This is a genomic window from Arthrobacter monumenti, from assembly GCF_054511255.1.
Genome location: NZ_JBTNCY010000001.1, coordinates 148,831 through 172,681, shown reverse-complemented (window position 1 = coordinate 172,681; position 23,851 = coordinate 148,831). Strand labels below are relative to the sequence as shown.

18 protein-coding genes are annotated in these 23,851 nt (G+C 64.4%); 11 read left to right on the top strand and 7 right to left on the bottom strand.

What is annotated here, in order from left to right:
- The first annotated feature begins 61 nt into the window (after positions 1–61).
- From rnc to ACX80B_RS00760, 4 genes are all read left to right on the top strand, one after another.
- Positions 62–853: a ribonuclease III gene (gene rnc, locus ACX80B_RS00775; protein WP_459292039.1), complete on the top strand. Its 792-nt coding sequence runs from the start codon at positions 62–64 to the stop codon at positions 851–853.
- Positions 846–1,805 (top strand): bifunctional DNA-formamidopyrimidine glycosylase/DNA-(apurinic or apyrimidinic site) lyase, encoded by a 960-nt coding sequence (gene mutM / locus ACX80B_RS00770; protein WP_459292037.1) that lies wholly within the window; start codon positions 846–848, stop codon positions 1,803–1,805. The genes rnc and mutM overlap by 8 nt, the downstream gene beginning before the upstream one ends.
- A gap of 134 nt (positions 1,806–1,939) precedes the next feature.
- Entirely contained in the window at positions 1,940–2,134 is a 195-nt protein-coding gene (locus ACX80B_RS00765) for a hypothetical protein (protein WP_459292035.1), read from the top strand.
- A gap of 97 nt (positions 2,135–2,231) precedes the next feature.
- Positions 2,232–2,576 (top strand): hypothetical protein, encoded by a 345-nt coding sequence (locus tag ACX80B_RS00760; protein WP_459292033.1) that lies wholly within the window; start codon positions 2,232–2,234, stop codon positions 2,574–2,576.
- Positions 2,577–2,662: 86 nt separating this feature from the next.
- Here the strand turns inward: ACX80B_RS00760 and ACX80B_RS00755 are convergent, their stop codons facing one another.
- From ACX80B_RS00755 to ACX80B_RS00745, 3 genes are read right to left on the bottom strand one after another with little or no spacing between them, the layout of a single operon-like run.
- Positions 2,663–3,673: an NAD-dependent epimerase/dehydratase family protein gene (locus tag ACX80B_RS00755; RefSeq protein WP_459292031.1), complete on the bottom strand. Its 1,011-nt coding sequence runs from the start codon at positions 3,671–3,673 to the stop codon at positions 2,663–2,665.
- Between the two features lie 55 nt (positions 3,674–3,728).
- Entirely contained in the window at positions 3,729–6,431 is a 2,703-nt protein-coding gene (locus tag ACX80B_RS00750) for an alpha/beta fold hydrolase (protein WP_459292029.1), read from the bottom strand.
- On the bottom strand, positions 6,425–7,450 hold the full coding sequence (locus ACX80B_RS00745; protein ID WP_459292027.1) for a 3-oxoacyl-ACP synthase III: 1,026 nt from the start codon (positions 7,448–7,450) through the stop codon (positions 6,425–6,427). The genes ACX80B_RS00750 and ACX80B_RS00745 overlap by 7 nt, the downstream gene beginning before the upstream one ends.
- Positions 7,451–7,654: 204 nt before the next feature.
- Here ACX80B_RS00745 and ACX80B_RS00740 point away from each other — a divergent pair, with 204 nt between their 5' ends.
- On the top strand, positions 7,655–8,215 hold the full coding sequence (locus ACX80B_RS00740; protein WP_459292025.1) for a cysteine hydrolase family protein: 561 nt from the start codon (positions 7,655–7,657) through the stop codon (positions 8,213–8,215).
- Position 8,216: 1 nt separating this feature from the next.
- Here ACX80B_RS00740 and ACX80B_RS00735 read toward each other — a convergent pair whose 3' ends face one another.
- Positions 8,217–9,170 (bottom strand): FAD-dependent oxidoreductase, encoded by a 954-nt coding sequence (locus ACX80B_RS00735; protein WP_459292023.1) that lies wholly within the window; start codon positions 9,168–9,170, stop codon positions 8,217–8,219.
- Positions 9,171–9,268: 98 nt separating this feature from the next.
- Here ACX80B_RS00735 and smc point away from each other — a divergent pair, with 98 nt between their 5' ends.
- Positions 9,269–13,090, top strand: coding sequence for a chromosome segregation protein SMC (smc, locus tag ACX80B_RS00730; protein WP_459292021.1), 3,822 nt, complete (start codon positions 9,269–9,271; stop codon positions 13,088–13,090).
- Positions 13,091–13,237: 147 nt separating this feature from the next.
- Here the strand turns inward: smc and ACX80B_RS00725 are convergent, their stop codons facing one another.
- Together ACX80B_RS00725 and ACX80B_RS00720 are read right to left on the bottom strand one after the other, a co-directional pair.
- A complete protein-coding gene (locus ACX80B_RS00725) occupies positions 13,238–13,855 on the bottom strand; it encodes a class I SAM-dependent methyltransferase (RefSeq protein WP_459292019.1) in 618 nt (205 codons plus the stop codon).
- A gap of 133 nt (positions 13,856–13,988) precedes the next feature.
- A complete protein-coding gene (locus ACX80B_RS00720; RefSeq protein ID WP_459292017.1) occupies positions 13,989–15,272 on the bottom strand; it encodes an MFS transporter in 1,284 nt (427 codons plus the stop codon).
- Positions 15,273–15,338: 66 nt separating this feature from the next.
- Here ACX80B_RS00720 and ftsY point away from each other — a divergent pair, with 66 nt between their 5' ends.
- The 4 genes from ftsY to ACX80B_RS00700 all read left to right on the top strand — a co-directional run bounded on the left by ftsY (position 15,339) and on the right by ACX80B_RS00700 (position 20,642).
- A complete protein-coding gene (gene ftsY, locus ACX80B_RS00715; RefSeq protein WP_459292015.1) occupies positions 15,339–16,547 on the top strand; it encodes a signal recognition particle-docking protein FtsY in 1,209 nt (402 codons plus the stop codon).
- Positions 16,548–16,607: 60 nt separating this feature from the next.
- Positions 16,608–17,522, top strand: a complete 915-nt coding sequence (locus ACX80B_RS00710; protein WP_459292013.1) for an alpha/beta fold hydrolase — start codon at positions 16,608–16,610, stop codon at positions 17,520–17,522.
- A 103-nt stretch (positions 17,523–17,625) separates the two neighbouring features.
- Positions 17,626–18,921: an ammonium transporter gene (locus ACX80B_RS00705; protein ID WP_459292835.1), complete on the top strand. Its 1,296-nt coding sequence runs from the start codon at positions 17,626–17,628 to the stop codon at positions 18,919–18,921.
- Positions 18,922–19,187: 266 nt separating this feature from the next.
- The gene (locus ACX80B_RS00700) at positions 19,188–20,642 is read left to right on the top strand and encodes a PQQ-dependent sugar dehydrogenase (RefSeq protein ID WP_459292011.1); all 1,455 of its coding nucleotides are present in this window, start codon (positions 19,188–19,190) and stop codon (positions 20,640–20,642) included.
- Between the two features lie 59 nt (positions 20,643–20,701).
- On the opposite strand, the gene ACX80B_RS00695 is transcribed toward ACX80B_RS00700, so the two are convergent.
- Entirely contained in the window at positions 20,702–22,138 is a 1,437-nt protein-coding gene (locus ACX80B_RS00695) for a glucose-6-phosphate dehydrogenase (RefSeq protein ID WP_459292009.1), read from the bottom strand.
- Positions 22,139–22,233: 95 nt separating this feature from the next.
- Between ACX80B_RS00695 and ffh the strand changes: the two genes are divergently transcribed.
- The gene (gene ffh, locus ACX80B_RS00690) at positions 22,234–23,820 is read left to right on the top strand and encodes a signal recognition particle protein (protein WP_459292007.1); all 1,587 of its coding nucleotides are present in this window, start codon (positions 22,234–22,236) and stop codon (positions 23,818–23,820) included.
- Positions 23,821–23,851 lie beyond the last annotated feature (31 nt).

Here is a 23,851-nt window from a genome sequence, read left to right as displayed (position 1 = left end):
ACGGTTTCCGCCCCTGCAGCGTCGATCCGACGTGGCGGGGATGTAAACCTTGCTCTTGGCCATGGCTGCTGACGAACAAGACCTGCTGAAGCGTCTCGGTGTCAATATTGACGCCGGGACGCTTCGTCTTGCCCTCACACACCGTTCCTACGCGTATGAGAACGGTGGCCTGCCCACGAACGAGAGGCTCGAATTCCTGGGCGACTCGATTCTGGGTTACGCCGTCACGGATTCGCTCTTCCGCGACCACCCGGATCTGCCTGAGGGTGACCTTGCCAAGCGGCGCGCCGCCGTCGTCAGCACCCGTGCCCTCGCCGGCATTGCCCGCGACCTGAAGCTTGGCGACTACGTCCTGCTGGGCCAGGGCGAGAAGCTGACCAACGGCAAAAACAAGTCCTCCATCCTTGCCGACACCATGGAGGCAATCTTTGGCGCCACCTACCTGAGCTGCGGCATCGAAGTTGCCCGCCAGCTGGTGATGCGCCTGACCGGTCCGCTGCTTGGGGACGCTGCCGCGCTGGGCGCCGGCACAGACTGGAAGACCAATGTCCAGGAAACCGCGGCCACCGAGGATCTTGGCGCCGTCGAATACATCGTCGAAGGCTTCGGTCCCGATCACGCGCGCACCTATGAAGCGAAGCTGCTGATCGGCTCCGTCGAATACGGAACCGGCAATGGCCCTTCCAAGAAGGAAGCAGAGAAGGACGCCGCCGCCCAGGCGTGGAAGAAGCTGTCCGCGTCCGGGATTCCAGCGCCCGATACCCCCAACTTCGCACAAGGGCCGTTTGCCGACCCCGAATCCGGACAGGTCACCTCCGGCAGTTCCGAATACGCCCAAGAATCCGGTGCCTGAACTTCCCGAAGTTGAGGTCGTCCGGCGCGGCCTCGCCGCCTGGGTGGTGGGGCGTTCCATTGAAGACGTCGAAGTCCTGGACGAGCGCTCCATCCGGCGTCATCTCCTCGGTGCTGAGGACCTCCGCGGCAATCTCATCGGAACGACGGTCACCGATGCGGTCCGGCGCGGTAAATTCCTCTGGCTGCCGCTGTCTGATGATGGGCAGGACGACGGCGTTCCTCAGTTTGCGTTGATGGCACACCTGGGCATGAGTGGGCAGTTGTTGATTGAGGACACGGTTGCGCCGGATGAGAAGCATCTCAGGGTGCGGTTCCGGCTGTCCCGGCAAGCCGCCGACGTCGGATATCTTCCGGATGAATTGCGCTTTGTGGACCAGCGCATTTTCGGAGGGGTCTTCCTTGCCGAGCTGATTCCGACGGCTGACGGCCATCCGGGTGGGCTGTCGGAAACACCGCTGCCGCTGATACCGCGTGAGGCCGCCCATATCGCCCGTGACCCGCTGGATCCGGCCTTCTCCATCGACGAATTCCACCGGCGGCTGCGCAAGCGCCGGACCGGGCTGAAGCGTGCGCTGCTGGACCAGGGCCTGGTGTCCGGCATCGGGAACATTTATGCCGACGAGGCACTCTGGGCCGCTAAACTTCATTACGCCCGGGCCACCGACACCATCCGCCGGAACGAAACCGCCAGCCTGATTGAGGCCTGCCGGCAGGTAATGCTCCATGCACTGGAGGCGGGCGGCACCAGTTTCGATTCGCTATACGTCAACGTCAATGGCGCCTCGGGCTACTTTGAGCGCTCACTGAACGCCTACGGGCGGGAAGGTGAAGCGTGTCCACGCTGCGCCGCCGTCGGACTGCAGACAAAAATACGGCGCGATATCTTCATGAACCGCTCCTCCTACACCTGCCCGGTCTGCCAGCCCCGGCCCCGCAACGGCCGCTGGTAACAGGCTGTCAAAACCCGTCAGTCGGCTTAGGACTCTTCACAGACGGAGATCGGTGGAGTAGCGTCGGAATTGCCCGCGCCTTGGGGCTGAAGTCCGACCGCACTGGTCGTCAACCGTAGATGAAGGAGACGCAAATGCAGATCGACAAGCAGCAGATCATCGATTTCCTAAAGAGCCGTGGTGAGGATCAGAAGGCCGACCAAGCGACCCAGGAGTTGCCCGACAAGGTCGATACCGACAAGGACCAGGGAACGCTGGAGAAGTTGGGCATCAATCCCCAGGACCTCACAGGCAGCCTCGGCGATGTCGGAAAGAAATTCGGCCTGTAGCAGGGGCACCTAACCTTCGCGTGCGCGCGGGCCGGCGGCGAACATCTTCGCCGGTCCGCAGCGCCGGAACAGTCAGACCGACTGATGGGAGCAGAGTATGGACGCAATGGGACAGGTCCGTGAAGGAATGAAGGTACTTGACCAGTCCGGCCAGGAGATTGGAACGGTTGAGGAGTTCAAGCTCGGCGACCCTCAAGCAGTAACCGCGGAAGGCCAGGCGCCGGACAGCGGCGGCGGCCTCGTCGACGATTTGGCGCGGACCATTTCCGGCGGTCCGGACCTTCCGCAGCAGTATGCCGAACGCCTGCTCCGTGTCGGTTACATCAAGATCGACAGCAAGGGGCTGTTCAAGTCCGACTGCTATGCCGGCGCCGACCGGGTGGAACGGGTCGACGGCGATACGGTCCACTTGAACGTCGAGAAGTCCCAGCTGGTTAGTTAGCAGACAAACCTCGCAGCCCGAAAGGGGATTTAGTCAGCGAAAATAAGGACTCTGGCCGGTCATGGCCATACCCCGGTGGCACTCTGCTACCGGATGCGAGGGGCTGTTCCCGCCGCGCCATAGTAGGCCGCCAGGCGGGACAGCCCCTCATCTACGCTGATCCTGGGTTCCCAGTCGAGTATCCCGCGGGTCTGCCGCTGGTCGAACCAATGCGCTGTCGAGAGTTGTTCGGCTAGAAAACGGGTCATTGGCGGCTCATCGGCCCCTGGCCGGACAGCCCAGAAGCGTTCGACGGCGGCTCCGGCCCAGCGTGCCAGCCAACCGGGAACGCGCCGTTGCGGCAGTGGGGCACCACCCGCAGCGCAAATGCCGGCCAGCAGTTCGCCGACGGGACGGGGTTCCCCATTGGTCACGACGAGGGCTTTGCCGTGGGCGTGATCCATCCGCTCAAGGCCGGCAATAATCGCGTCGGCCGCATTGTCCACGTAGGTCGTGTCGATCAGCGCCGCTCCGGCGTCCAGCAGCGGCAGCCGTCCGGCCTTGGCGCGGGCGATCACCCGTTCTACGAGTTGGGTGTCGCCCGGACCCCACACAATATGCGGACGGATTGCGGTAACGCGGAATCCCGAACGGTCGGCGGCGAGGGCGAGCAGCTCGGCCTCGCCCTTGGTCCGGGCATAATCGCCCCGCGCCAGTTGCGGTGTGGCCGGTGCGGCGCCGTCGCCCATGATGGCAGTCCCGTGGTGGGCGACGGAGGGGGAGGAAACGAAGACGACGTCGGCCACGCCAGCCTTTTCCGCGGCATCCAACAGCAGCCGGGTGCCCTCGATATTCACGGCGTCGAACTCCTCCGGAGCGCCGGCGAAGGATACCTTGGCTGCCAGATGGATGACGGCGTCCACGCCGGCTACGGCATGCTCAACCGCGTCCCGGTCGGTGAGAGAGCCCAGCCGGTCCTCCGCCCCGTGCACACCGGAGGGACCGCGCTGGAAAGTATAGATGCGGTCAAGACGCTGCAACCGGGCACTGCGGGCAATCAATGCCGCGGCGACGGTTCGACCGAGCATGCCTGAGGCACCGGTGACGAGGATCCTCACCGTGCCACCATCCGTGTTGGTCGGAGGAAGGGGCGGTGGGCAGGACTGTTAGTAATCATGGCGCGGTCATTCGTCCACCGGCGAGTACCTTTGAGGCCCATTCAGCCAAGCGGGCGCGGTCGATCTTGGCATTGTGCCGGATATCGGTAGGCAGTTCCGGAACCACGACGACGGCGGCAAGGCCGGGGGAGACCGACGCCTCTTCCCGTGCAACTGCCTGGCGTACGGCCGCTGCTGCTTGTGCGACGGCCTGGCGCACGGACGCCGCGAGGACGGTACCCGCGACTGCCGGTTGTCCGGCCGGTGGAACGGTCTCCACGATGGCAACCAGGACCTGCGCTCCGGAGGGACCGACCCCGACGACGGCTGCCCGGCCCACGCCGTCGGCGGTTTCGATGCTTTGCTCCAGCGCGACTGGAGTCACGACGCCCTGCGCGGTCGTGATGATGTGGCCGAGCCGGCCTTCAACCCACAGCCTGCCCTTGGAGTCCAGATGGCCGACGTCGCCGGTGCGGTGCCAGCCGGGATTCTGCGAACTGATCTGTTCGGTTGCCCAGAGCCGGTCGTAATGACTCTTCACATGCGGGGCGCTGACCAGGATCTCACCGGTAACGCCGGACTCGGTGGTCAGGTCGCCGGTCGCGGCGCCAGAACCGTCCAGCGGGCTGACGCAGATCTTCGCGCCCTCGACAGGCGTGCCGACGCAGACTCCATTGCCAGCACCGTCGAGGGGCGGCGTAACGTTGTCGCTTTCCGTTGCGGGCGATGCATTTCCGGCGTCGAGCCGGGCACCGCGGATGCCTTCCAGATCGATGTCGGTGATCGGGAGCGCTTCGGTCATGCCGTACGGCGTGTGCAACGAAGCATTTGGAAGGAGCCCGGTCAGCTCGTCCAGCAGGGCTTCCGCAATCGGCGCACCGGCCGAGAGCAGCAGATTCACCTTCGCCAGCGCATTCCTGTTTCCAGCCTCCAGTTCGACGGCGGTGTCCAGCACGTTGCGCAGAGCCGAGGGCGAAGCGAAGACCGCCGTCGCGTCGACAGCCGCAGCAGCCTCGGCCAGGGCCTTTGCGCTCAGTGTTTTTGGAGCGGTGACGTCCATGTCGGGGGTGACTGTCGTGGCGCCGAGGGCGGGACCGAGCAGTGCGAACGGGGCGAAACCGGCGACCAAAGCAGTGCCGGCTGTCAGGCCGTACGTGCCGGCGACCGCGTCGCGCATGGCCGAGAGCTGGCGATGGGTGTAGACGACACCCTTGGCCGGACCGGTGGACCCGGATGTGAACAGGATCGCCGCCTCATCATCGGCAGCGGGTACCTGCGGTTCGGCAGCCCCTGCACGGAGCGAGGCGGCGCCGCGGGCGGTGATTTCCGAAAGGGTGTGGCTGACGCCCAGCAGGCGCCGCCTCGCCGGGGGTAGGTCTGAGACGCTGATGCGGTCGCCCGGCCAGTTGAACAGGCGGGCGGCGGTCAAGCCGCGTTCGATGCCGACAAGGTAATCGGGGCCTGCGCCTTTGATGGCACGGCTCAGACCCTTGGCGCCCAGGCCGGCATCGGCGACGACGATGACCGCGCCGATGCGCAAACAGGCGTAGATCAGCGAAGTCAGATCCGAGCCGGGCGGCACCAGCAGGTTAACGCGATCGCCGGGTTTCACCCCCGCGGCAGTCAGTCCAGCAGCCAGGTTGCTGACCCGGTCGGCCAGCTCTGCCCAGCTGAGCTTCCGTACGTCGCCATGGACCATGTCGACGACGGCGGTGCTGGTTTCCGTGGAACGGCGGTCGAGTTCTGCCCAGAGCGGCGTGAATTCTGTTGGTGGGCCGCCGTCGTCGTTCCTCTTCCTTTGGCCCAGCCAGCGCAGGACTGTGCCGGCAACATCGCGGTCCTCGACCACAAGGTGTCCAGCGCCTTCGAACCTGTGCACATCCGCCTGCGGCAGCCGGTCCATCAGGTCGCGCAGGTAGCGATCGGAAAAGACCGGATCCTTGGGGCCCCACAACAGCAGCGCCGGAACACCGAGGGTACGCACACCCTCGGCGACAGCCTCCAACGTGGGGTAGCTCGGATGGGAGGGGCCGGCCGGGATGTCGGCGACGAAATTGCCGACACCCTCCCGCCGTCGGGCACGTCGATACGGCGCCATGTACGCCGCTTCCACGTCCTTCGGCAACGGCGGATGGGCGAGCGAATGCGTCACGCGCAGGAACGCGCTGCTGGATTTGGTGCCCCAGGCGTGCACGGCAGGATTGAGCACGAGCTTCAGCGGCGCCGGGATGGAGGCGTTGGCCGGCTGGTGGATGGCGGTATTGGTCAGAACGACGCCGGCGAGCTGGTCCCGGTGGCGGGTCGCCCAGCCGAGGGAGATGACTCCGCCCCAGTCATGCCCGATCGTTATGACCGGCCCTGCCAACTGCAACGAGTCGGTCAGGTCGCCCAGGTCGGTGATGCGGTCCTCGAGGCGGCGGAACCGGTCCGCGCGGTCGGAGTAGCCCATGTCCAGCTGGTCGACGGCGACGACGCGCCACGGCCGGGGGGCCTCGGTGGCTGCCTGGATAAGACTTCGCCACAAGTAGGACCAGGTGGGGTTGCCGTGTACGCAAAGGAGCGTGCCTTCCGGCGTGAGGCCGCGTTCTTCCAGTTCCTGTCCATTGTCGAGCAGATGCCAGTTATGGACGGTTCCCGGTGGGTCGACGGCGGCCGTTGAGGGCACACTGACACGGCGGGACCAGCCCAGTTCGACACCGGGCCATGCTGCACTTACCAAACGAGTTCCATCATGGTGGTGTTCAGCCCGGAGCCGACCCCCATGCACAGCACCCTGTCTCCGGTATTGAGGTTCTGCGATTCGGCGGCGAGGGTCATCGGCAGCGAGGCGGGACCGACATTGCCCCACAGCGGGAAGGTCATCGGCACCTTTTTGGGATCCAGGTTGATTGCGTCCACGATGGCCTTGGTGTGGGCTGTGGATACCTGGTGGGTGACGTAGCGGTCCATATTCGCCCAGTCCCAGTTGTCCGCCTGCGCCTCGTGCCAGGCTGATTCAACCAGGTCGAGTCCGCCCTCCATCAGGCCCTTCGCATCTGTGTACATTCCGTCGACGCCGCCGACACACAATTCATGGTGTTCGGTTCCAGCCCGCGAGACTCCGCCGATGACCCGGTGGGAACCTGTATGCGCGTCCGCCGGTCCAATCACAGCAGCTGCGGCGCCGGAGCCTAGGGTGAGGGTGGCGAACTCCCGCATGAAGTCATCGCGGGTGGTGTCCGGGCGATTGAGCCGGCGCACGGTGGCTTCCTGCGTGGCCTGCGAATCCTCGCCATTGACGATCACGGCGTACTTGATCTGGCCGCTGTCGATCATGGTCGCCGCCAGGTTGATGCCATTGAGGAAGCCGAGGCAGGCGTTGGTGATGTCGAAGTTGACCGCCGATGACGGCAGTCCGAGTCCGTGGTGGATCTTGACCGCTACGGAAGGTTCAAGATTTTCGCGGCTGACGGAGGTATTGATCAGCATCCCGACCTGGCCCGGTTCGATCCCGGCAGCGGCAAGGGCTTTGGCACCGGCTTCCATGGCGGCGTCGACGAATGTTGTTCCCTCGTCCCACCAGCGGCGCTCTCTTATCCCTGCGACGCGTTCCAGCAATCTGGAGGAAAGTCCCAGACGTTTCAAGGCCGAACCCAGGCTGCGGTCGAAATCCGCTGAGGGGACAATAACGGGCGCCTCGACGCTGGTTACCGCCAGCAAAGCGGTGTTGGTATGCCGAAACGTTGCGTTGCCGATCAAATCGCTGCCTCTGTGTGATGCCGACTGGGACGCCTGCAGGTTGCCGAAACGCGCAAAAAACAGGTCAGGTAGTTAACTATGCACCTCTCAGCGTAGTTCCGCATATGCCGCCAAGAGAACATACGGCGCTGATTGCCGCGTCATTCACCGTGCTCCGGCACAGGGAACTATGCTGGAGTACCCGTAATGGAAAGGATACTTACTATGTCCACCGCATTGGTAGTCGTCGACATGATGAATGCCTTTTTTGAGGGCGAACCGCTGAAACCGTTGCGGAAGGAACTGACGGCCAGGGTCAACGAACTGGTGGATGCGGCAAAACAAAAGGGCATTCCGGTGGTCAATATCCGCACCCAGCACGAACGCAATAAGTCGACCTGGACGCGGAGCATGATCGAGGACGACCAAGGCTTCGTTTTTGTCGGTGACGACGATGCGCAAAATGTGGACGGTCTGGATGTCGAGGATGCGGTGCAGGTCGTCAAGACCCGGGATAACTCCTTCTATGGAACGGATTTGGAAGAGCGGCTGAAAAACCTGCATGCGGAGAAAATCGTCCTGTGCGGCGTGTCGACCCATACCTGCGTTGCGGTGACCGCCGCGGAAGCCTACGCACGGAACCGCGAGGTGATCCTGGCCAAGGAGGCCATCGCCTCGCATGTGCCCGACGTGCATGAGCGGACACTCGAACTGCTCAATGCCGAGTATCGTCAGCCGATACTGTCCAACGAGGAAATCCTGCGGGACGTTTTCGGGGTTTCCTGAGCTAACTGGCGAGCATATTGGCAAGCCTGACCACTTCTGCGGCGCACCCCCAGCCGATGGTGATGCCGGAGCCGCCGTGGCCGTAGTTGTGGATCACCGGAACGGGGAGCAGCTCCGTGTCGGTTTCCAGCCGGACTTCGGGCCGTCCGGGCCGGAGCCCGACGACGCTTTCGATGACTTCCGCACTGGCCAAGGCGGGCACGATGTCGGTGCAGCGGTCCAGGATCGCTTTCGTCTCGAAGGGATCGGGTGTGTCGTCCCATTCACCGACGTCGAACGTTCCGCCAAGGATGCAGTCACGGCTGCGGGGATGAACATAGGCACGGCCGCCGGGGTGTTTTTCGTCGCGGACCGAGGTGCTGAGGCCGGGGTTCCGCACCCGGACGATCTGTCCGCGGACCGGATAGGTGCTGTCGTCGCCCACCAATGGACCAGCGGCCATTCCGGCGGCGTTGACTATCAGGTCCGGTCTCCAGGAGAGCAGATCTTCCAGCCGGTGAACCCGCTCGGCCACGTAGTTCACCCCCGCCGCACCCGCCCGGCGCAGCAGCCCGGGCAGATACGTCGGCATCTCGACCAGCGGCACGACGAAGCGCAGACCGTGGGCATAACCGGGCGGCAACTCCTCCGCCATTGCCGGGCGCACATCGCCGACCGACTTGACCCAGTCCGGCTCGCCCGGCTCTTCCCTGTAAAGGGTTAGCGATTCGAGCATCGTCACCCCGGGATGGCCGTCCGCTGCTTCGCCCGCCAGCACGGAATAGGTTTCATCGCCCCAGGGCCCGACCCTCTCCGGCGGGCCGGCAGCAGTGGGAAACCACACGGCGGCGGCGAGATGCGACGTCGTCGCCTGCACGCGCTTGTCGCTGACGACGGTGACGTCGTGGCCGGCCCGGCGCAGCAGCAGGGCGGAGGCCAACCCACTCATTCCGGCGCCAAGAACGACTGCGTGCATGAGCTCATAATGGCATAACGCATGTGAATGGCGGCCGAAACGCGTTACTCGCAGTAAATTGGAACAGAACACCGCCGCGCCAGAAAGAGTCCAAGTCCTTGCACCTGAAGAGTTTGACCGTCCGCGGCTTCAAGTCCTTCGCGTCTGCGACGACCTTTGACTTCGAGCCCGGGGTAACCGCCGTCGTCGGGCCCAATGGCTCCGGCAAGTCCAATGTGGTGGACGCCCTCGCCTGGGTGATGGGCGAACAGGGTGCGAAAACCCTGCGCGGCGGGAAGATGGAAGACGTCATCTTCGCCGGCACCTCCGGCTCCTCCGGCCGGGCTCCACTGGGGCGGGCGCAGGTTTCGCTCACCATTGACAATGCCGACGGCGCCCTGCCGATCGAATACTCCGAAGTCACCATTTCCCGCACGCTGTTCCGCGCCGGCGGGTCGGAGTACGCGATCAATGGTGCCAACTGCCGGCTGCTCGACATCCAGGAACTGCTCTCGGATTCCGGCCTCGGCCGCGAAATGCATGTGATCGTCGGACAGGGCCAACTGGACAAAATCCTGCACGCAACCGCCGAGGACCGCCGTGGGTTCATCGAGGAAGCCGCGGGAATCCTCAAGCACCGCCGCCGCAAGGAAAAGACCGTCCGCAAGCTCGAGGCCATGCAGGGCAACCTGTCCCGGCTGAACGATCTCACTGGTGAAATCCGACGGCAGCTCACGCCCTTGGGCAAGCAGGCCGAGGTAGCCCGCCGCGCGCAGACCGTCCAGTTCGAGGTCCGGGACGCCCGCGCCAGGCTCCTCGCCGACGATCTGGTCCGCCTCACCACCAACCTGGAGCAGGAAGTCGCCGACGAGACGGCCCTGAAGCAGCGCCGTTCAGAGGTCGAAAAAGCACTTGAGACGGGCCGCGCCAGGCAGTCGGAACTGGAGCGGCTGGCCTCAGAGGCGACCCCGAAGCTTCGGGCGGCCCGGGACGTTTGGTACCAGCTCTCGTCCACCCGGGAACGGCTTCGCTCGCTCCGGAACCTGGCAACGGAACGACGGCGGCTGCTGGGTTCGTCCGACGAGCCGCAGGACACGGGGCGGGATCCGGATCAGCTCGAACAGCAGGCGGCCCGCGTCCGGAAGGAACAGTTCGAGCTGGAAGGTTCCATTGCCGACCAGCGCAACGCATTGGAAACCGCCATCGCTGCCCGCGGTCAGGCCGAACACATGGCCGCCGAAGAGGAAAAACGCCTGACAGCGATCATGCGGGCCGCGGCAGACCGGCGCGAGGGACTCGCCAAACTTGCCGGGCAGGTGGGGACAGCGCGTTCGAGGGTCGAATCGGCCGAAGCTGAACTTGGCCGGCTGCGACAGTCCATTCAGGATGCCGAAGAGCGCCGCACGAAGGCTCAGTCCGAGTTCACCGCTCTCGAGAGCCAGGTCGCCGGAGCGGAGGAGGGAGAGGAGGGACTCGATGCCGCCTATGAAAGCGCCAATGAGGAGCTCGATGGCATCCTGGACCAGATTGAGGCCCTGAAAACCGAAGAACGCGAGTCCGAACGGGAACGTGATTCCCTGGCCGCCCGGCGCGAGGCCCTCGAGGTGGGGCTCAAGCGCAAGGACGGCTCCGGCGCGCTGCTCTCCGCCGGCTTGAAGGGCGTCCTGAGCGGCGTGGCTGATCTCATCACGATCGAATCCGGCTACGAGACGGCCATCGCGGCAGCACTGGGACCGGCCGCCGAAGCCGTGGCTGTGACCGACGCGGACGCCGCGGTGCGGGCGCTGCGCAAGCTCAAGGACGGCGCCGGCGGCCGGGTCGATCTGGTGCTGGCCGACGGGGCGTCCGTTGAGACTTCCGAATATAAGGACCTGCCGTCAGGCGCCAAGCCGGCGGTCGATCTCGTCACCTCCAAACCCGAACTCAAGGGTGTCGTTGAGGCGCTGCTGGCCGGCGTCGTCGTCGTCGATAATCTGGCAACGGCCGGGGCCGTCATCGCGAAACAACCACAACTGACCGCCGTGACATCAGACGGTGACGTGTTCACCGCTCTGTCCGTGCGCGGCGGATCCTCCAGTGCGCCGAGCCTGCTCGAGGTACAGGCAGCGGTCGACGAGACGACGGCGAAGCTGAACGCGGCGACGGCGCGGTCCGAACGGGCGCGATTTGCGCTGGCCAATGCGAATGCCAAGCGGGAGGAAGCCCAGCAACGCACCGACGCGGCGCTGGAGCGGCTGCACGAATCGGACGCGAAATTCTCCGCAGTCGCCGAACGGCTCGGCCACCTGGGATCGACGTTGCGTTCGGCAGTGGGGGAGTCGGAGCGGCTCGCCAAGCTGGTCGAGGCCGCCGAGGCGAACATCGTCACCGAACAGGAAGCGCTGACGGCCGTGACCGAGCGGCTCCAGGCGGCCGAGGATGCTCCTGCCGACGAGGAACCGTCCACCGAATACCGGGACGAACTCGCCGAAGCGGCGACGGAAGCACGCCAGACGGAAATGGAGGCCAGGCTCGCACTGCGCTCGGGTGAGGAGCAGCTGACCGCGATCGGAAACCGCGCTGCATCGCTGGAGCGGGCGGCGGAAACGGAGCGGCGGGCGCGGGCGCAGGCGGCCGAACGTGCCAGGCGCCGACAGATCCAGGCACGCAAGGCCGCAGCGGTGGCCAAGGGTGCAGAGACGGCGCTTGCCTTCATTGACGTGTCGGTTGACCTTGCCGGCAGGGAGCGGGACGAGGCCGAGGAGGTGCGTGCGGCGTGGGATTCAGAACTCGTGGCGATCCGCACGGCCAACGAGAAGTATCTGGCGGAGCTGGCGGAGTTGACCGATTCCGTGCACCGGGACGAGCTGGCGCGGGCAGAGCAGCGGGCGCGGATCGAGGCGTTGGAAACCAAGGCGATCGAGGAGCTGGGGCTGACCGCCGATCACCTGGTGGCCGAATACGGCCCGGACCAGCTGGTGCCTCTGCCGAAGGAACCGGAGCCTCTGCGGAAGGCCGCGCCGGCCAAGCCGGACAAGTGGGCCGCACTCGACGCGCCCCTGAGCGAGGAAGAGAAGGCGGCGGCCGAAGACGGCGCCGACGAGGGTGGCAACCACGGGAACGACGACGGCGACGGTGAAGCAGGAGCCGGGACGGCCGAGGGCGACCCCGGCGGTAGTAGTGATCATGCCATCGGCGCGGATGGCGGCGATGGCGTCGACGGGGGCGGAAACGCCGATGTCGGCGGTGGATCCGAAACGGAAAAGTCCGGCGGGAACGAGCCGGAGCCGGAGGGCATCCCATTCAAACGTGCCGAGCAGGAGAAGCGGCTCAAGCGGGCAGAACGGGATCTGGCGGCCCTCGGCAAGGTCAATCCGCTCGCCCTGGAAGAGTTCGCCGCCCTTGAGGAGCGTCACCAGTACCTGAGCAGCCAACTCGAGGACCTAAAGTCAACGCGCAAGGATCTGCTGGACATCATCCGGCAGGTGGACGAACGCGTCGAGCAGGTCTTTACCGCCGCCTACCAAGACACCGCCGTGCAGTTCGAGCGCGTCTTCGGACGCCTGTTCCCGGGCGGCGAAGGCAGGCTCGTCCTGACAGATCCGGACGACATGCTGAACAGCGGCATCGAGGTGGAGGCCAGACCGGCCGGCAAGAAGATCAAGCGGCTGTCCCTGCTGTCCGGCGGGGAACGTTCACTGACCGCCGTCGCCCTCCTGGTGGCGATCTTCAAGGCGCGGCCGTCGCCGTTCTACGTGATGGATGAGGTCGAGGCCGCACTGGACGACACCAACCTGAGCCGGCTGATCACCATTTTCGAGGAACTGCGCGAGTCCAGTCAGCTGATCATCATCACGCATCAGAAGCGGACCATGGAAGTGGCCGACGCGCTCTACGGGGTAACCATGCGCGGCGACGGCGTCACGACGGTGATCAGCCAACGTATCGGCGCCGACGCGTAGGCGAGAAGGGCGCCGACGTTTAGGCGAGAAGGAAGTCCGCTCCCGATTGTGACAAATTGACCTGCGCGTCCGGGTCAATTTGTCACAATCGGGAGCCGGCCGCCTGACCGTGACCGTCTTACGTCGCTGTGCGGCGGAGTGACGGTCTTATTCGCCGCAGCGGCGGAGTACAGTCGTCGCCCAGTCAGCGTCGTCGTCGAACGAGGCCAGTTGCCAGCTCCCGAAACGGTGCTCAGTCCGGAAACCGGCGGCCGAGGCGTCGGCGTCGAACTGCTCGAGGGTATAGTCCCTGTCGGTCGCGAAGCCGGTGACAAGGCGGCCGTCGTCGGTAAGCAGAGCCGCGAAGTTCCGCAGCACCTGGATTTCCGATCCGGGAGCCAGATACACCATCACGTTGCCGATCGCCGCGATCAGGTCATAGGTCCGGGGCAGTCCACCCGCCGCCAGCCATTCGCCTGTCACGTCCACGAGATCCGATCGCAGGAAGTCATGGCCGGGGCCGTGCAGTTCCTTCGCTGTCCTGAGCAGCTTTGGATCCTTGTCGACGCCGATGCAGAGGTGTCCGCGCAGGTTCAGCTCCGAGGTCAGCCGGCCGGTGCCGCAGCCGGCGTCGAGCACTGTCGATCCGCGGTCCAGCAACATGTCGATGAAACGCGCCTCGCCAGCCGTGTCCGTTCCGTCGTCGTGCATCTGCCGGAACCGGTCCTCGAATTGCTTCCGGATGCCCGCGTGATCCGGACGTTCCCAACGCGTCTCGTCAGTCATCCCTCCATTGTGCTGTCCGTGCCGAGGGGATGCCGGACCGACACGGTGCGGCGGGAAGCAGACAAAGTCGCAGAGGTACGCCCGCGCCGGAGCGACACGGGCGCGGAACGCGGGCCGGCCAGGTCGCCAGGGGTTATGCCCCTTCGGCCGCCTCGTCCTTCTTCGAGTGCTCCACATGCTCGTCCCGGGACAAAGTCTCCCGTCCGCCGAGCCACGCCGTCGCAGCCAGCAGGGCGATGACACCAGTCAGCCCGAAGGCCCAGCTGTAGGACAACCGATCAGCCAGCAGCCCTGCGAGGATCGGCCCGAGGATGGCACCGGTGTCGGCGGTCATCTGGAAAGCGGCCAGCACCTTTCCACCGCTGCGGTCATTTCCGACGACGTCGGCCACCGTTGCCTGCTGCGCCGGGTTCAGCAGGCCCGAACCCATGCCGGCGATGACGGAGACGGTCAGGAACAGCCAGACCGTGTCGGTAAAACCGATCGCACCGGTGGCTACGCCGTTGACCACCAGTCCGGTCAGGATGAGCGGTTTGCGTCCGATGCTGTCTGCGAGGCGTCCGGAAACTGTCAGGGCGGCGGCATTGCCGGCGGCGAAAACGGCCAGCGCGATGCCGGCAATCTGCGGACCGGCACCCAGGGCAGCGGCGGCGAACAACGGAATCAGGGCAACCCGGACACCGAAGGATGACCAGCCATTGGCGAAACTGGAGGCCAGAGCGGAGCGGTAGGCACTGTCGCGGATGGCCTCCCGGAACGTCATCGGAATCTGCTTCTTCTTCGCTTCCTTCGAGCCCAGGGAAGCATCCTTGAGCCGGAAGAATACGACGGCGTTCGCAATCAGCAGGGCGACGGCATAGACGAGGAACGGCACACGGAGTCCGAACCCGGCCAGCAGCCCACCAAGCACCGGACCGCCGATACTGCCGAGTAGGAAGGCGGAGGCGTAGGCGCTGGAGACGCGGCCGCGGATCGATGGCGGTGCCAACCGGATGATCAGACCCATCGCCGACACGGTGAACATCGTTGACCCAATGCCGCCAAGGCCACGGAAAATCAGCAGCTGCCAATAGTCCTGCGCGAACGCACACGCACCTGTCGAGGCGGCCACGATCAGCAGGCCTGTCACGTACACCGGACGTTCGCCGAGCTTGCCGATCAACTGCCCGCCAACCGGGGCAAAGATCAATCGGGTGAAGGCAAAGGCGCTGACGATGACGGAAGCGGCGGCGACACCGACGTCGAAGCTTTGAGCGAACTGCGGCAGGACGGGCGAGACCAATCCGTAGCCGAGTGCAATCACGAAGGCGGCGGCAATGAGGACGCGGATCTCCTGCGGGATCGGTAACCGAGGGGCTGGAGGAGTCGCCGTGCTGGGTGCGCCGGGCGGGCGGGAGAAGCGGGGAAGTCTGACCATGGCAGGTAAAGTCTCTCAGATAACCCGATCCGCAGCCTGTCGGACGCATGTGAGAAGCTAGGACGCGTGACTGATTCAGGTATTCTTCCGATCATTTTGTACATCGTCCTGGCTATTGCCGTGCTGGGAATCCTGGCCGCCGTGCTGGTCAAGACCCGCCGCACCAAGGACACGTTCACCACCACCCGGGACGCCAACGATCCCGCTCCCGGTGGCGGAACGGACACCCTTGAACGGCCGACGGAAGCTCCGCCCGGACCGGAAACCGTCGAGCCGCGCGAGGACCTGACGGAAACGGCACCCGTCGAGGATGATCTTGCCGGTCTTGAGCAGCTTGAGGTGGAAGCTCCAGAACCGGCCGCCGGACGCCTGGTGCGGTTGCGCGAACGCTTGTCGAAGTCCAACAACGCCCTGGGCAAGGGCCTGCTGATGCTGCTGGCCCGGGACAAGATTGACGAAGACGTCTGGGACGAAATCGAAGAGACCCTGCTGCTGGCCGACCTCGGAACCGAACCGACCATGCAGCTGGTGGACGCGCTGCGCGAACGCGTGAAGGTAATGGGCAGCCGCACTCCGGAGCATGTCCGCGAGCTCCTCCGCGAGGAACTGATCAAACTGGTGGACCCGACGATGGACCGCTCGCTCGCCGTGGACCGGCATGCTGACCGGCCGGCCGTGATGATGGTGGTCGGCGTCAATGGGGTGGGCAAGACCACAACGGTCGGCAAGCTCGCGCGGGTGCTGGTGGCTGAAAACAAGGAAGTCCTCCTAGGCGCCGCGGATACCTTCCGTGCCGCTGCTTCCGAACAGTTGGCAACTTGGGGCCAGCGGGTCGGCGTCGCCACCGTGAAGTCCGACGTCGAAGGTGCCGATCCTGCCTCCGTTGCCTTTGAATCGGTGAAGGCCGGAATCGAAGGTGAGGTCGACGTCGTCATGATCGATACTGCCGGGCGCCTGCAGAACAAGGTTGGGTTGATGGACCAGCTGGGCAAGGTCAAACGCGTTGTGGAAAAGCAGGCCACCGTTGATGAGGTCCTGCTGGTGCTGGATGCGACGACCGGACAGAACGGCATGGCCCAGGCCAAGGTGTTCTCGGAGGTAGTGGACATCACCGGCATCGTGTTGACCAAGCTGGACGGAACCGCGAAGGGCGGCATCGTCGTGGCCATACAGCGCGAGCTCGGCGTGCCGGTCAAACTGATCGGATTGGGCGAGGGAGCAGACGATCTTGCACCCTTCGACGCTGAGCAGTTCGTGGACGCGCTGCTGGCATAACCCCTGCGGATTTGGCGCCGCCATCTACCGAAAATGGTCTGGCGGCCATAGTCTGTTGATGTGGAACGCAAGGTGCTGACGCCTAATCCTGACGCACTGCCCGGAGCCGAAAAGCCGCGGGCAGGTTATTACGCGGTCAACGGCACCAGCATCTACGCGGAGGTCCGGGGCAGCGGTCCAGCCGTCTTGTTGATTTCGTCTATCTATGAAGATGCGGAGATCTACCGGGCGGTTGCCGAAAGGTTGACCGGTTTTACCGTCGTCACGTACGACAACCGGGGTACTTCCCGCAGCGGCAGGGAGAACTGGCCGGGATGCGGTTCGGGGCAACATGCCGACGACGCGGCCGGGCTGATCCAAACTCTTGGACTGGAAGACGTCGTCGTCTTTGGATCCGGTACCGGCGGGATCATTGCGCTCCAGTTCGCACTGCGGTATCCAGAATTGGTGAAGTCCGTCCTGGTCTACGAACCCGGGTATTTCAGTCTCACGGAAGACGGACGAAGACTGCAGGACGTTGCATCCCGCACGATAGACCACTATCTGACTGCGTTTCCCGATGACTGGGTCGGCGCCCTTGCGGCTTTGGGCAGGGCCACCGCCGGCGTCAAGGAGGGCACCTCGAGAGGATTTTTTGAACCCCCTGCGGGTAAAGAGTGGTACGGAGAACGCCGCGATCTCAATGCCGAGGCCTTCGTGAAAAACGATATCCAGCTGGGGTTCGAAACCCCGGACGAAGCAGCGCTGGCAGCCCTCGACGTCGACGTCCGGGTGGTGTGCGGGACGTCGGCCGTACCGGTGTTCAGCGATATCGCGGCGCGCCTGGCTGCCATCCGCGGGACGGTGCTGGATTTCATTCCGCGCACTCACCATCACCTGTATTTCAGGGCGGATGCCACGGCAGCATACATCCAGGAACGCGCCTCCGCTCCCAACCAAGGTCGTCCCCAGCCACAAGCGGCCGATGGCTCCTGACTTTTTACACGCCTGAAATCTAACTCTCCTGTAGCTGAAACATAGCGGCGGCATGCTCGAAACCAGCGGGAAATTCCCGTAGTTGGTGAGAAGGGCATGGATGATGGAACTGACTGCAGGTCATATATGGGTCATGCTGTCCGCGGCACTGGTGTTGCTGATGACCCCCGGACTGGCGTTCTTCTACGGCGGAATGGCCAGGGCGAAGGCCGCGGTAAACATGATGATGATGAGCTTTGTCTCCGTTGCACTGGTCGGCGTCGTGTGGGTCCTCTGGGGATACTCGATGACCGGCGGGAACGGAATCGCCCAGTTGTTCGGCAATCCCTTCACCTCGGCGGGGCTGATGGATCAAATAGGGACAGAAGACCTGATCGGCGCAGGTTACGGCGCCACCTTCGCCATCATTACCGTGGCGTTGATCAGTGGGGCGATCGCCGACAGGACCAAATTCGCTTCCTGGACGTTGTTCGTGCCGCTGTGGGTGACTCTGGTCTACTGCCCGATGGCGTTCATGGTTTGGGGCGGTGGATTGCTGACCGAGGACGGCCTGATCGGTAGAACCTTCGGTGCGGCCATCGACTTTGCCGGCGGGACGGTCGTGCACATCAGCGCCGGCGTCGCCGCGCTGGTGCTGGCACTGATTATCGGAAAGCGGCACGGTTTCACCAAAAGCCCGTTCCACCGCGCGCACAGCGTTCCTTTCGTGATGCTCGGTGCGGCACTGCTCTGGTTCGGCTGGTTCGGGTTTAACGCGGGCGCCGCGGGCTCGGCGGAGGAAGCCGGCCTGATCTGGATCAACACTCTTGCCGCTCCGGCTGCGGCCATGATCGGTTGGTTGGTCACCGAACGGATCCGCGACGGCCGTCCCACCTCCGTCGGTGCGGCATCCGGCGTCGTCGCCGGGTTGGTGGCAATCACGCCGGCCTGTGCGAGCGTCAGTCCGCTCGGTGCACTCGCCCTCGGCGTGGTCGCGGGCGCCGTGGCGGCGTTGGCCGTCGGATTGAAGTACCGCCTGGGCTTCGATGACTCGCTCGACGTCGTCGGCGTACACCTTGCCGCCGGTTTGGTGGGTACCGTGGCGCCGGGCTTCATTGCTATGCCGGTCGACGGCGGGGGCAGGGCAGGCGGCGGGCTGTTCTACGGCGGCGGTTTCGACCAGCTCATCGCCCAGGTTGCCGCCGTCGTCGTCGCTATTGTCTTTACTGCGGTGCTGACGTGGCTGATTGGATTTGGCATCCACCGCACTGTTGGATTCCGGGTCAGCCAGGACCACGAGGTGGCGGGAGTCGACCTCAGCGAGCACGCCGAAGCGGCCTACGAGTTCGCCGAACCGGATCCCGGCTACACCGAGGTATCGACCCGGGGCGATGACAAGGACCGCATCCCGGTTGGCTGAATACTGGGACGAATAAGAACAACGGGATCGCTGCAAATTTAGTGCCTTAGGCCCTGCCCGTCCGGGGAATCGCGGTGCTAGACTGACGCCCTTGCAAGTGTGTGAGCACAATGTCTGGAGCGCCTCCGGGGCCGGCGCCTTCCGCCCGGATACGGCGGAAGTGCGGCCGGTATCGAAGACGGCTCTTCCTTCATTTATCCCTGGCAGGGGAGCTTCACCGCCCTGATGCCGGGACCGTTTCGCTCCGCCTAAGGAAGTCGATCGCAATGCGAGCTCATTCCAAAGTCAGACCCGGCATCACCGCCGGTTTTATCTCAGTCATCTTCAGTCTGGTGGTCGCCGGTTCTGTGGGAACCGCAACGGCCGGACATTCGCCCGGGCCGGGGGCTCCCATCGCCGATCCGATTGATGGGCATATTGACGACGGCGCCATCCAAATGGAACTGGAGACCGTCACCGAAGGCAAAGGCCTGACGGCGCCGAACTGGGGAACATACGCCCCAGGTGTTCCCGGCGTACTGTTCGTTGTCGACCAGGACGGCCCACTGTGGGCGGTGGACCTGGAGACCGGCGACAAGAACAAGATCCTGGATACCGCATCGTTGCTGGTGCCGCTCATCCTCGACGCCGACGAGCGAGGCTTCCTGGGACTTGCGTTCCACCCCGACTACGCGACGAACGGCCTGCTGTACACGATGACGTCCGAACCCATTCCGGGCACCGCCTCGACACCTGACCAGCAGCCGAATCACTTGGCGACAGTGCGGGAATGGACGGTTCCAAATCCCACGGCAGACGTGATGAAGCGCCAGCCACTGACGCCCGCGGCCAACAGCAGGGTTCTCTTCACCATCCTGGAGCCGCAGTTTAATCACAACGGCGGTGCGCTGTTCTTCGGGACCACGGCGGCAGACCGGAACCTGATGTACATCACCTCCGGCGACGGCGGTTGTGCCGACGACCAGAATGGCCAGTTGGGCTTGGCGGGTGAGGGTCCGTGCATCAGTCACGAAGACCCGGGCAATGCGCAGAATCCGAACAAGCTGCTGGGGAAGATCCTGCGGATGAATCCGCTCACGGACACGGTGCCGACGATCTTCGCGTCCGGGTTCCGCAATCCGTTTCGTGCCTCGTCCGACCGTGCCGATCTGGGTGGAACGGGCATGATCTGGACTGCCGACGTCGGACAAAACAATATTGAAGAGGTTGACGCGCGGATTGTGCAGGGTGGCAATTACGGATGGCACCTCAAGGAGGGAACCTTCCAGTTCAACCCCAATGGCACGGCGCTGAACGGGTTTGCCTCTGACGGTTTCGTCTTTGCCAATACGCCGGGTCTGCCCAAAGGTTTGATCGATCCGGTCGCGCAATACGACCATGATGAGGGAGTCGCCAGCATCGGCGGATTTGTCTACCGTGGCTCCGAACTGCCGGAGTTGTTTGGCACGTACGTGTTCGGCGACTACTCGGACGGCTTTAATTCAGCCAATGGACGGGTGATGTATGTCGTTGAGGACGATAATGCGGATCCGGACGAACGCACTCCGAACGTCTTCAACCTGGTCAACGGGCACATCAATCTGTTCGTGCTCGGGATTGGCGAGGACATGAACGGCGAGCTCTATGTGTTGGCCAACAAGAGCGGCGGGCCGGACGAGGAGCGGGGAGTCGTGATGAAGCTGGTGCGTGAATGCGCCGACGACGCCGACTGCCGCGATTAAGTTCGCGTGTGCCGGGTTCTGCGGAGCGGTGACTACGCCCCCAGGGCCCGGCCAACGCATCAGCCGGGAAGCGGTTTCTCCCGCGAGGTGTCCCAGTCCTCGGGTCCCAGTGAACCGGCGGGGTACTCCTGCAGGGGTACCTCGCCGTTCTCCCAGGCAGTCAGCGTGGGTTCAACGATCCGCCAGCACTCCTCGGCAGTGTCACCGCGCACGGACAGCAGCGGATCGCCGGACAGCACACCTTCAATGACTTCGCCGTAGGGAAGGACTTCCGCCTCGTTCAGCTCTGCGGACATGGCGACCCGGTTCAGCTCGAAGATATCGCCCGGTCCGTTGACGTCGAGCTCGAGCTGAAGGGTATCCGGCCCGAAACCGATGCGCAGCCGGGTGGCTTCGTCCGGGCCTTTGAAGCCTTCGGGGAGGTGGGGGACAGGTTTGAAAGTGATGACCGCTTCTTTCCGCGGCTGCCCGAGGGCCTTGCCGGAGCGGAGGATGAACGGTACGCCGGCCCAGCGCCAGCTGTTGATCGAGACCTCGACTTCGGCCAGTGTCTCGGTTTCGCGCGATGGGTCGATCCCCTCCTCATCCGTGTAGTTGGGAACTTTCCGTTCACCGATGACGCCGGCGGTGTACCGGGCACGGCGTGTCGTCCCGGAAAGGGGCGCGTCAATGGTGCTGGCGCGGAGTACTGAACTGATCCTGTCACGCAGATCGCGTTCATTGAGTGATGCCGGGGCGTCCAGTGCGATCAGTGCCATGATTTCGAGCAAGTGGCTCTGGATCATGTCCCGCAGGGCGCCAGCCGTGTCGTAGTACCGTGCGCGGTTTTCGAGCGTGAGTTCCTCATCGAAGAGAATCTCCACCTTCTCGATGTGGGTGTTGTTCCACAGCGGCTCCAGCAGCCGGTTGGCGAACCGCAGACCGAGGATATTGAGGACAGTGACCTTGCCCAGGAAATGATCCACCCGGTGGATATGGTCCTCGGGAACCAGACGCACCAGGGTCGCATTAAGGTCCGCAGCCGATTGTTCACTGGAACCGAACGGCTTCTCCATCACCAGCCGCGTGCCGCCCGGAACATCTTCTGGCTCAAGCACTTCGCAGGCCTTCTGGCTGACCGCCGGCGGCAGTGCGAAGTAGATGGCAACGGGCCCCTCCAGCTTGTCCAGCAGGGACGCCAGCGCGCCGGGCGCCGTCACATCGACGCTGTGGTAATCCGAATCCGTGGCGAACGCTTCGAGCGCTGCCTTGCCGTCGTCGTTCGATTTTTCCGTACTGCCTGCAAAGGAGGTGCGGACGCGGTCCTGCCACTTTTCCCGGGACCACTCCTCGATGCCGGCGCCGACCAGCTGGATCTTCCCGGCCTTGCCGCGGCAAATCAGCCGTCCCAGTCCGGGCAGCAACAGCCGGCCGGTCAGGTCGCCCGACGCGCCGAGGATCAGCAGCGTTTTCATTTCCGTCTCAGGTTGCTCCACTGAGCCTTTAGATTCAGTCACTGTTTCAGCATGCCACCGATCAGGAAGATTGTGCAGGCTTGATACCCTAGGTAGTTGAATCCACCTATACGTTTGACGAAAGAAGTGCACTTCGCGTGTTCAATTCACTCTCCGACCGGCTTGCAGCGACCTTCAAGAACCTGCGTGGCAAGGGCCGCCTGTCCGAGGCGGACGTCGACGCCACGGTCCGGGAAATCCGCCGCGCCCTGCTGGATGCGGACGTTGCCGTACCGGTGGTGCGCGCCTTCACGGCCAGGATCAAGGAGCGGGCGCTCGGCGCTGAGGTATCCGCTGCCCTGAACCCGGGCCAGCAGGTCGTCAAGATTGTCAATGAGGAACTCGTCAACATCCTCGGTGGCGAGACCCGCCGGATCCGGCTGGCGAAGAACCCGCCGACCGTGATCATGCTCGCGGGCCTGCAGGGTGCCGGTAAGACGACGTTGGCCGGAAAGCTGTCGAAGTACCTCACCGGACAGGGGCACAAGCCGTTGCTGGTGGCGTCCGACCTGCAGCGCCCGAATGCGGTGAACCAGCTTCAGGTGGTTGGTTCCCGGGCCGGTGTTCCGGTCTTTGCGCCGCATCCCGGTGCCACCTCCGAACTGGACACGCCCACCGGTGATCCGGTCCAGGTTGCACGCGACGGTGTTGCCGAGGCGCGGGCCAAACTGCACGACGTCGTCATTGTGGACACCGCGGGCCGCTTGGGTGTGGACGCGGAAATGATGCAGCAGGCCGCGGATATCCGCGCCGCCGTCAACCCCGACGAAGTGCTTTTCGTGATCGACGCGATGATCGGGCAGGACGCGGTGAACACCGCCCAGGCGTTCGACGAAGGCGTCAACTTCACCGGCGTCGTGCTGTCCAAGCTCGACGGCGATGCCCGCGGTGGTGCCGCGCTGTCGGTGGCGCAGGTGACCGGCAAGCCGGTGATGTTCGCCTCCACAGGTGAGGGTCTGGACGACTTCGAGTTGTTCCACCCGGACCGGATGGCGAACCGCATCCTCGACATGGGTGACATGTTGACCCTGATCGAACAGGCGGAGAAGTCCTGGGACCAGGATGAGGCCGCGCGGATGGCGCAGAAGTTCTCCGACCAGGAGGACTTCACGCTGGACGACTTCCTTGCTCAGATGGCCCAGATCAAGAACATGGGCTCGATGAAGAAGATGCTCATGATGATGCCCGGTGCTGCCGGGATGCGCGAGCAGTTGGAGAACTTCGACGAGCGCGAGATCGACCGGGTTGAGGCGATTGTCCGCTCGATGACGCCGCACGAACGCGTTGCCCCGAAGATCATTAATGGCTCACGGCGTGCCCGTATTGCCCGCGGTTCAGGCGTGGCCGTCTCCGAGGTCAACGGGATGCTGGAGCGGTTCGGCCAGGCTCAGAAGATGATGAAGCAGATGGCCAAGGGCGGCGGCGTTCCCGGTATGCCGGGGATGGCCGGACCCGGTGGGTTCAGCGGCGGCAAGAAAAAGCAGCAGCAGGCCAAGAACAAGAAGAAGTCGCGTTCGGGCAACCCGGCGAAGCGTGCGGCCGAAGAAAAGGCGCTGGCTGAACGGCGCGCCAACGGCAACAAGTCCGTTCCAACCGGTGCGTCGTTCGGCAGCCAGTCGGGACAGGATTTCGATCCGTCGAACCTCCCCAAGGGTTTCGACAAGTTCCTCGGCGGCGGACGGTAGGACGGTAGTTACAACGGATAGCCGGAATCTT

What these genes read in the sequence shown, in the direction of transcription:
- ACX80B_RS00720 (WP_459292017.1), bottom strand. Translation starts at nt 15,272, where the DNA reads ATGGTCAGACTTCCCCGCTTCTCCCGCCCGCCCGGCGCACCCAGCACG.
- ACX80B_RS00725 (WP_459292019.1), bottom strand. Translation starts at nt 13,855, where the DNA reads ATGACTGACGAGACGCGTTGGGAACGTCCGGATCACGCGGGCATCCGG.
- ACX80B_RS00760 (WP_459292033.1), top strand. Translation starts at nt 2,232, where the DNA reads ATGGACGCAATGGGACAGGTCCGTGAAGGAATGAAGGTACTTGACCAG.
- ACX80B_RS00735 (WP_459292023.1), bottom strand. Translation starts at nt 9,170, where the DNA reads ATGCACGCAGTCGTTCTTGGCGCCGGAATGAGTGGGTTGGCCTCCGCC.
- ACX80B_RS00765 (WP_459292035.1), top strand. Translation starts at nt 1,940, where the DNA reads ATGCAGATCGACAAGCAGCAGATCATCGATTTCCTAAAGAGCCGTGGT.
- ACX80B_RS00700 (WP_459292011.1), top strand. Translation starts at nt 19,188, where the DNA reads ATGCGAGCTCATTCCAAAGTCAGACCCGGCATCACCGCCGGTTTTATC.
- rnc (WP_459292039.1), top strand. Translation starts at nt 62, where the DNA reads ATGGCTGCTGACGAACAAGACCTGCTGAAGCGTCTCGGTGTCAATATT.
- ACX80B_RS00740 (WP_459292025.1), top strand. Translation starts at nt 7,655, where the DNA reads ATGTCCACCGCATTGGTAGTCGTCGACATGATGAATGCCTTTTTTGAG.
- ACX80B_RS00705 (WP_459292835.1), top strand. Translation starts at nt 17,626, where the DNA reads ATGGAACTGACTGCAGGTCATATATGGGTCATGCTGTCCGCGGCACTG.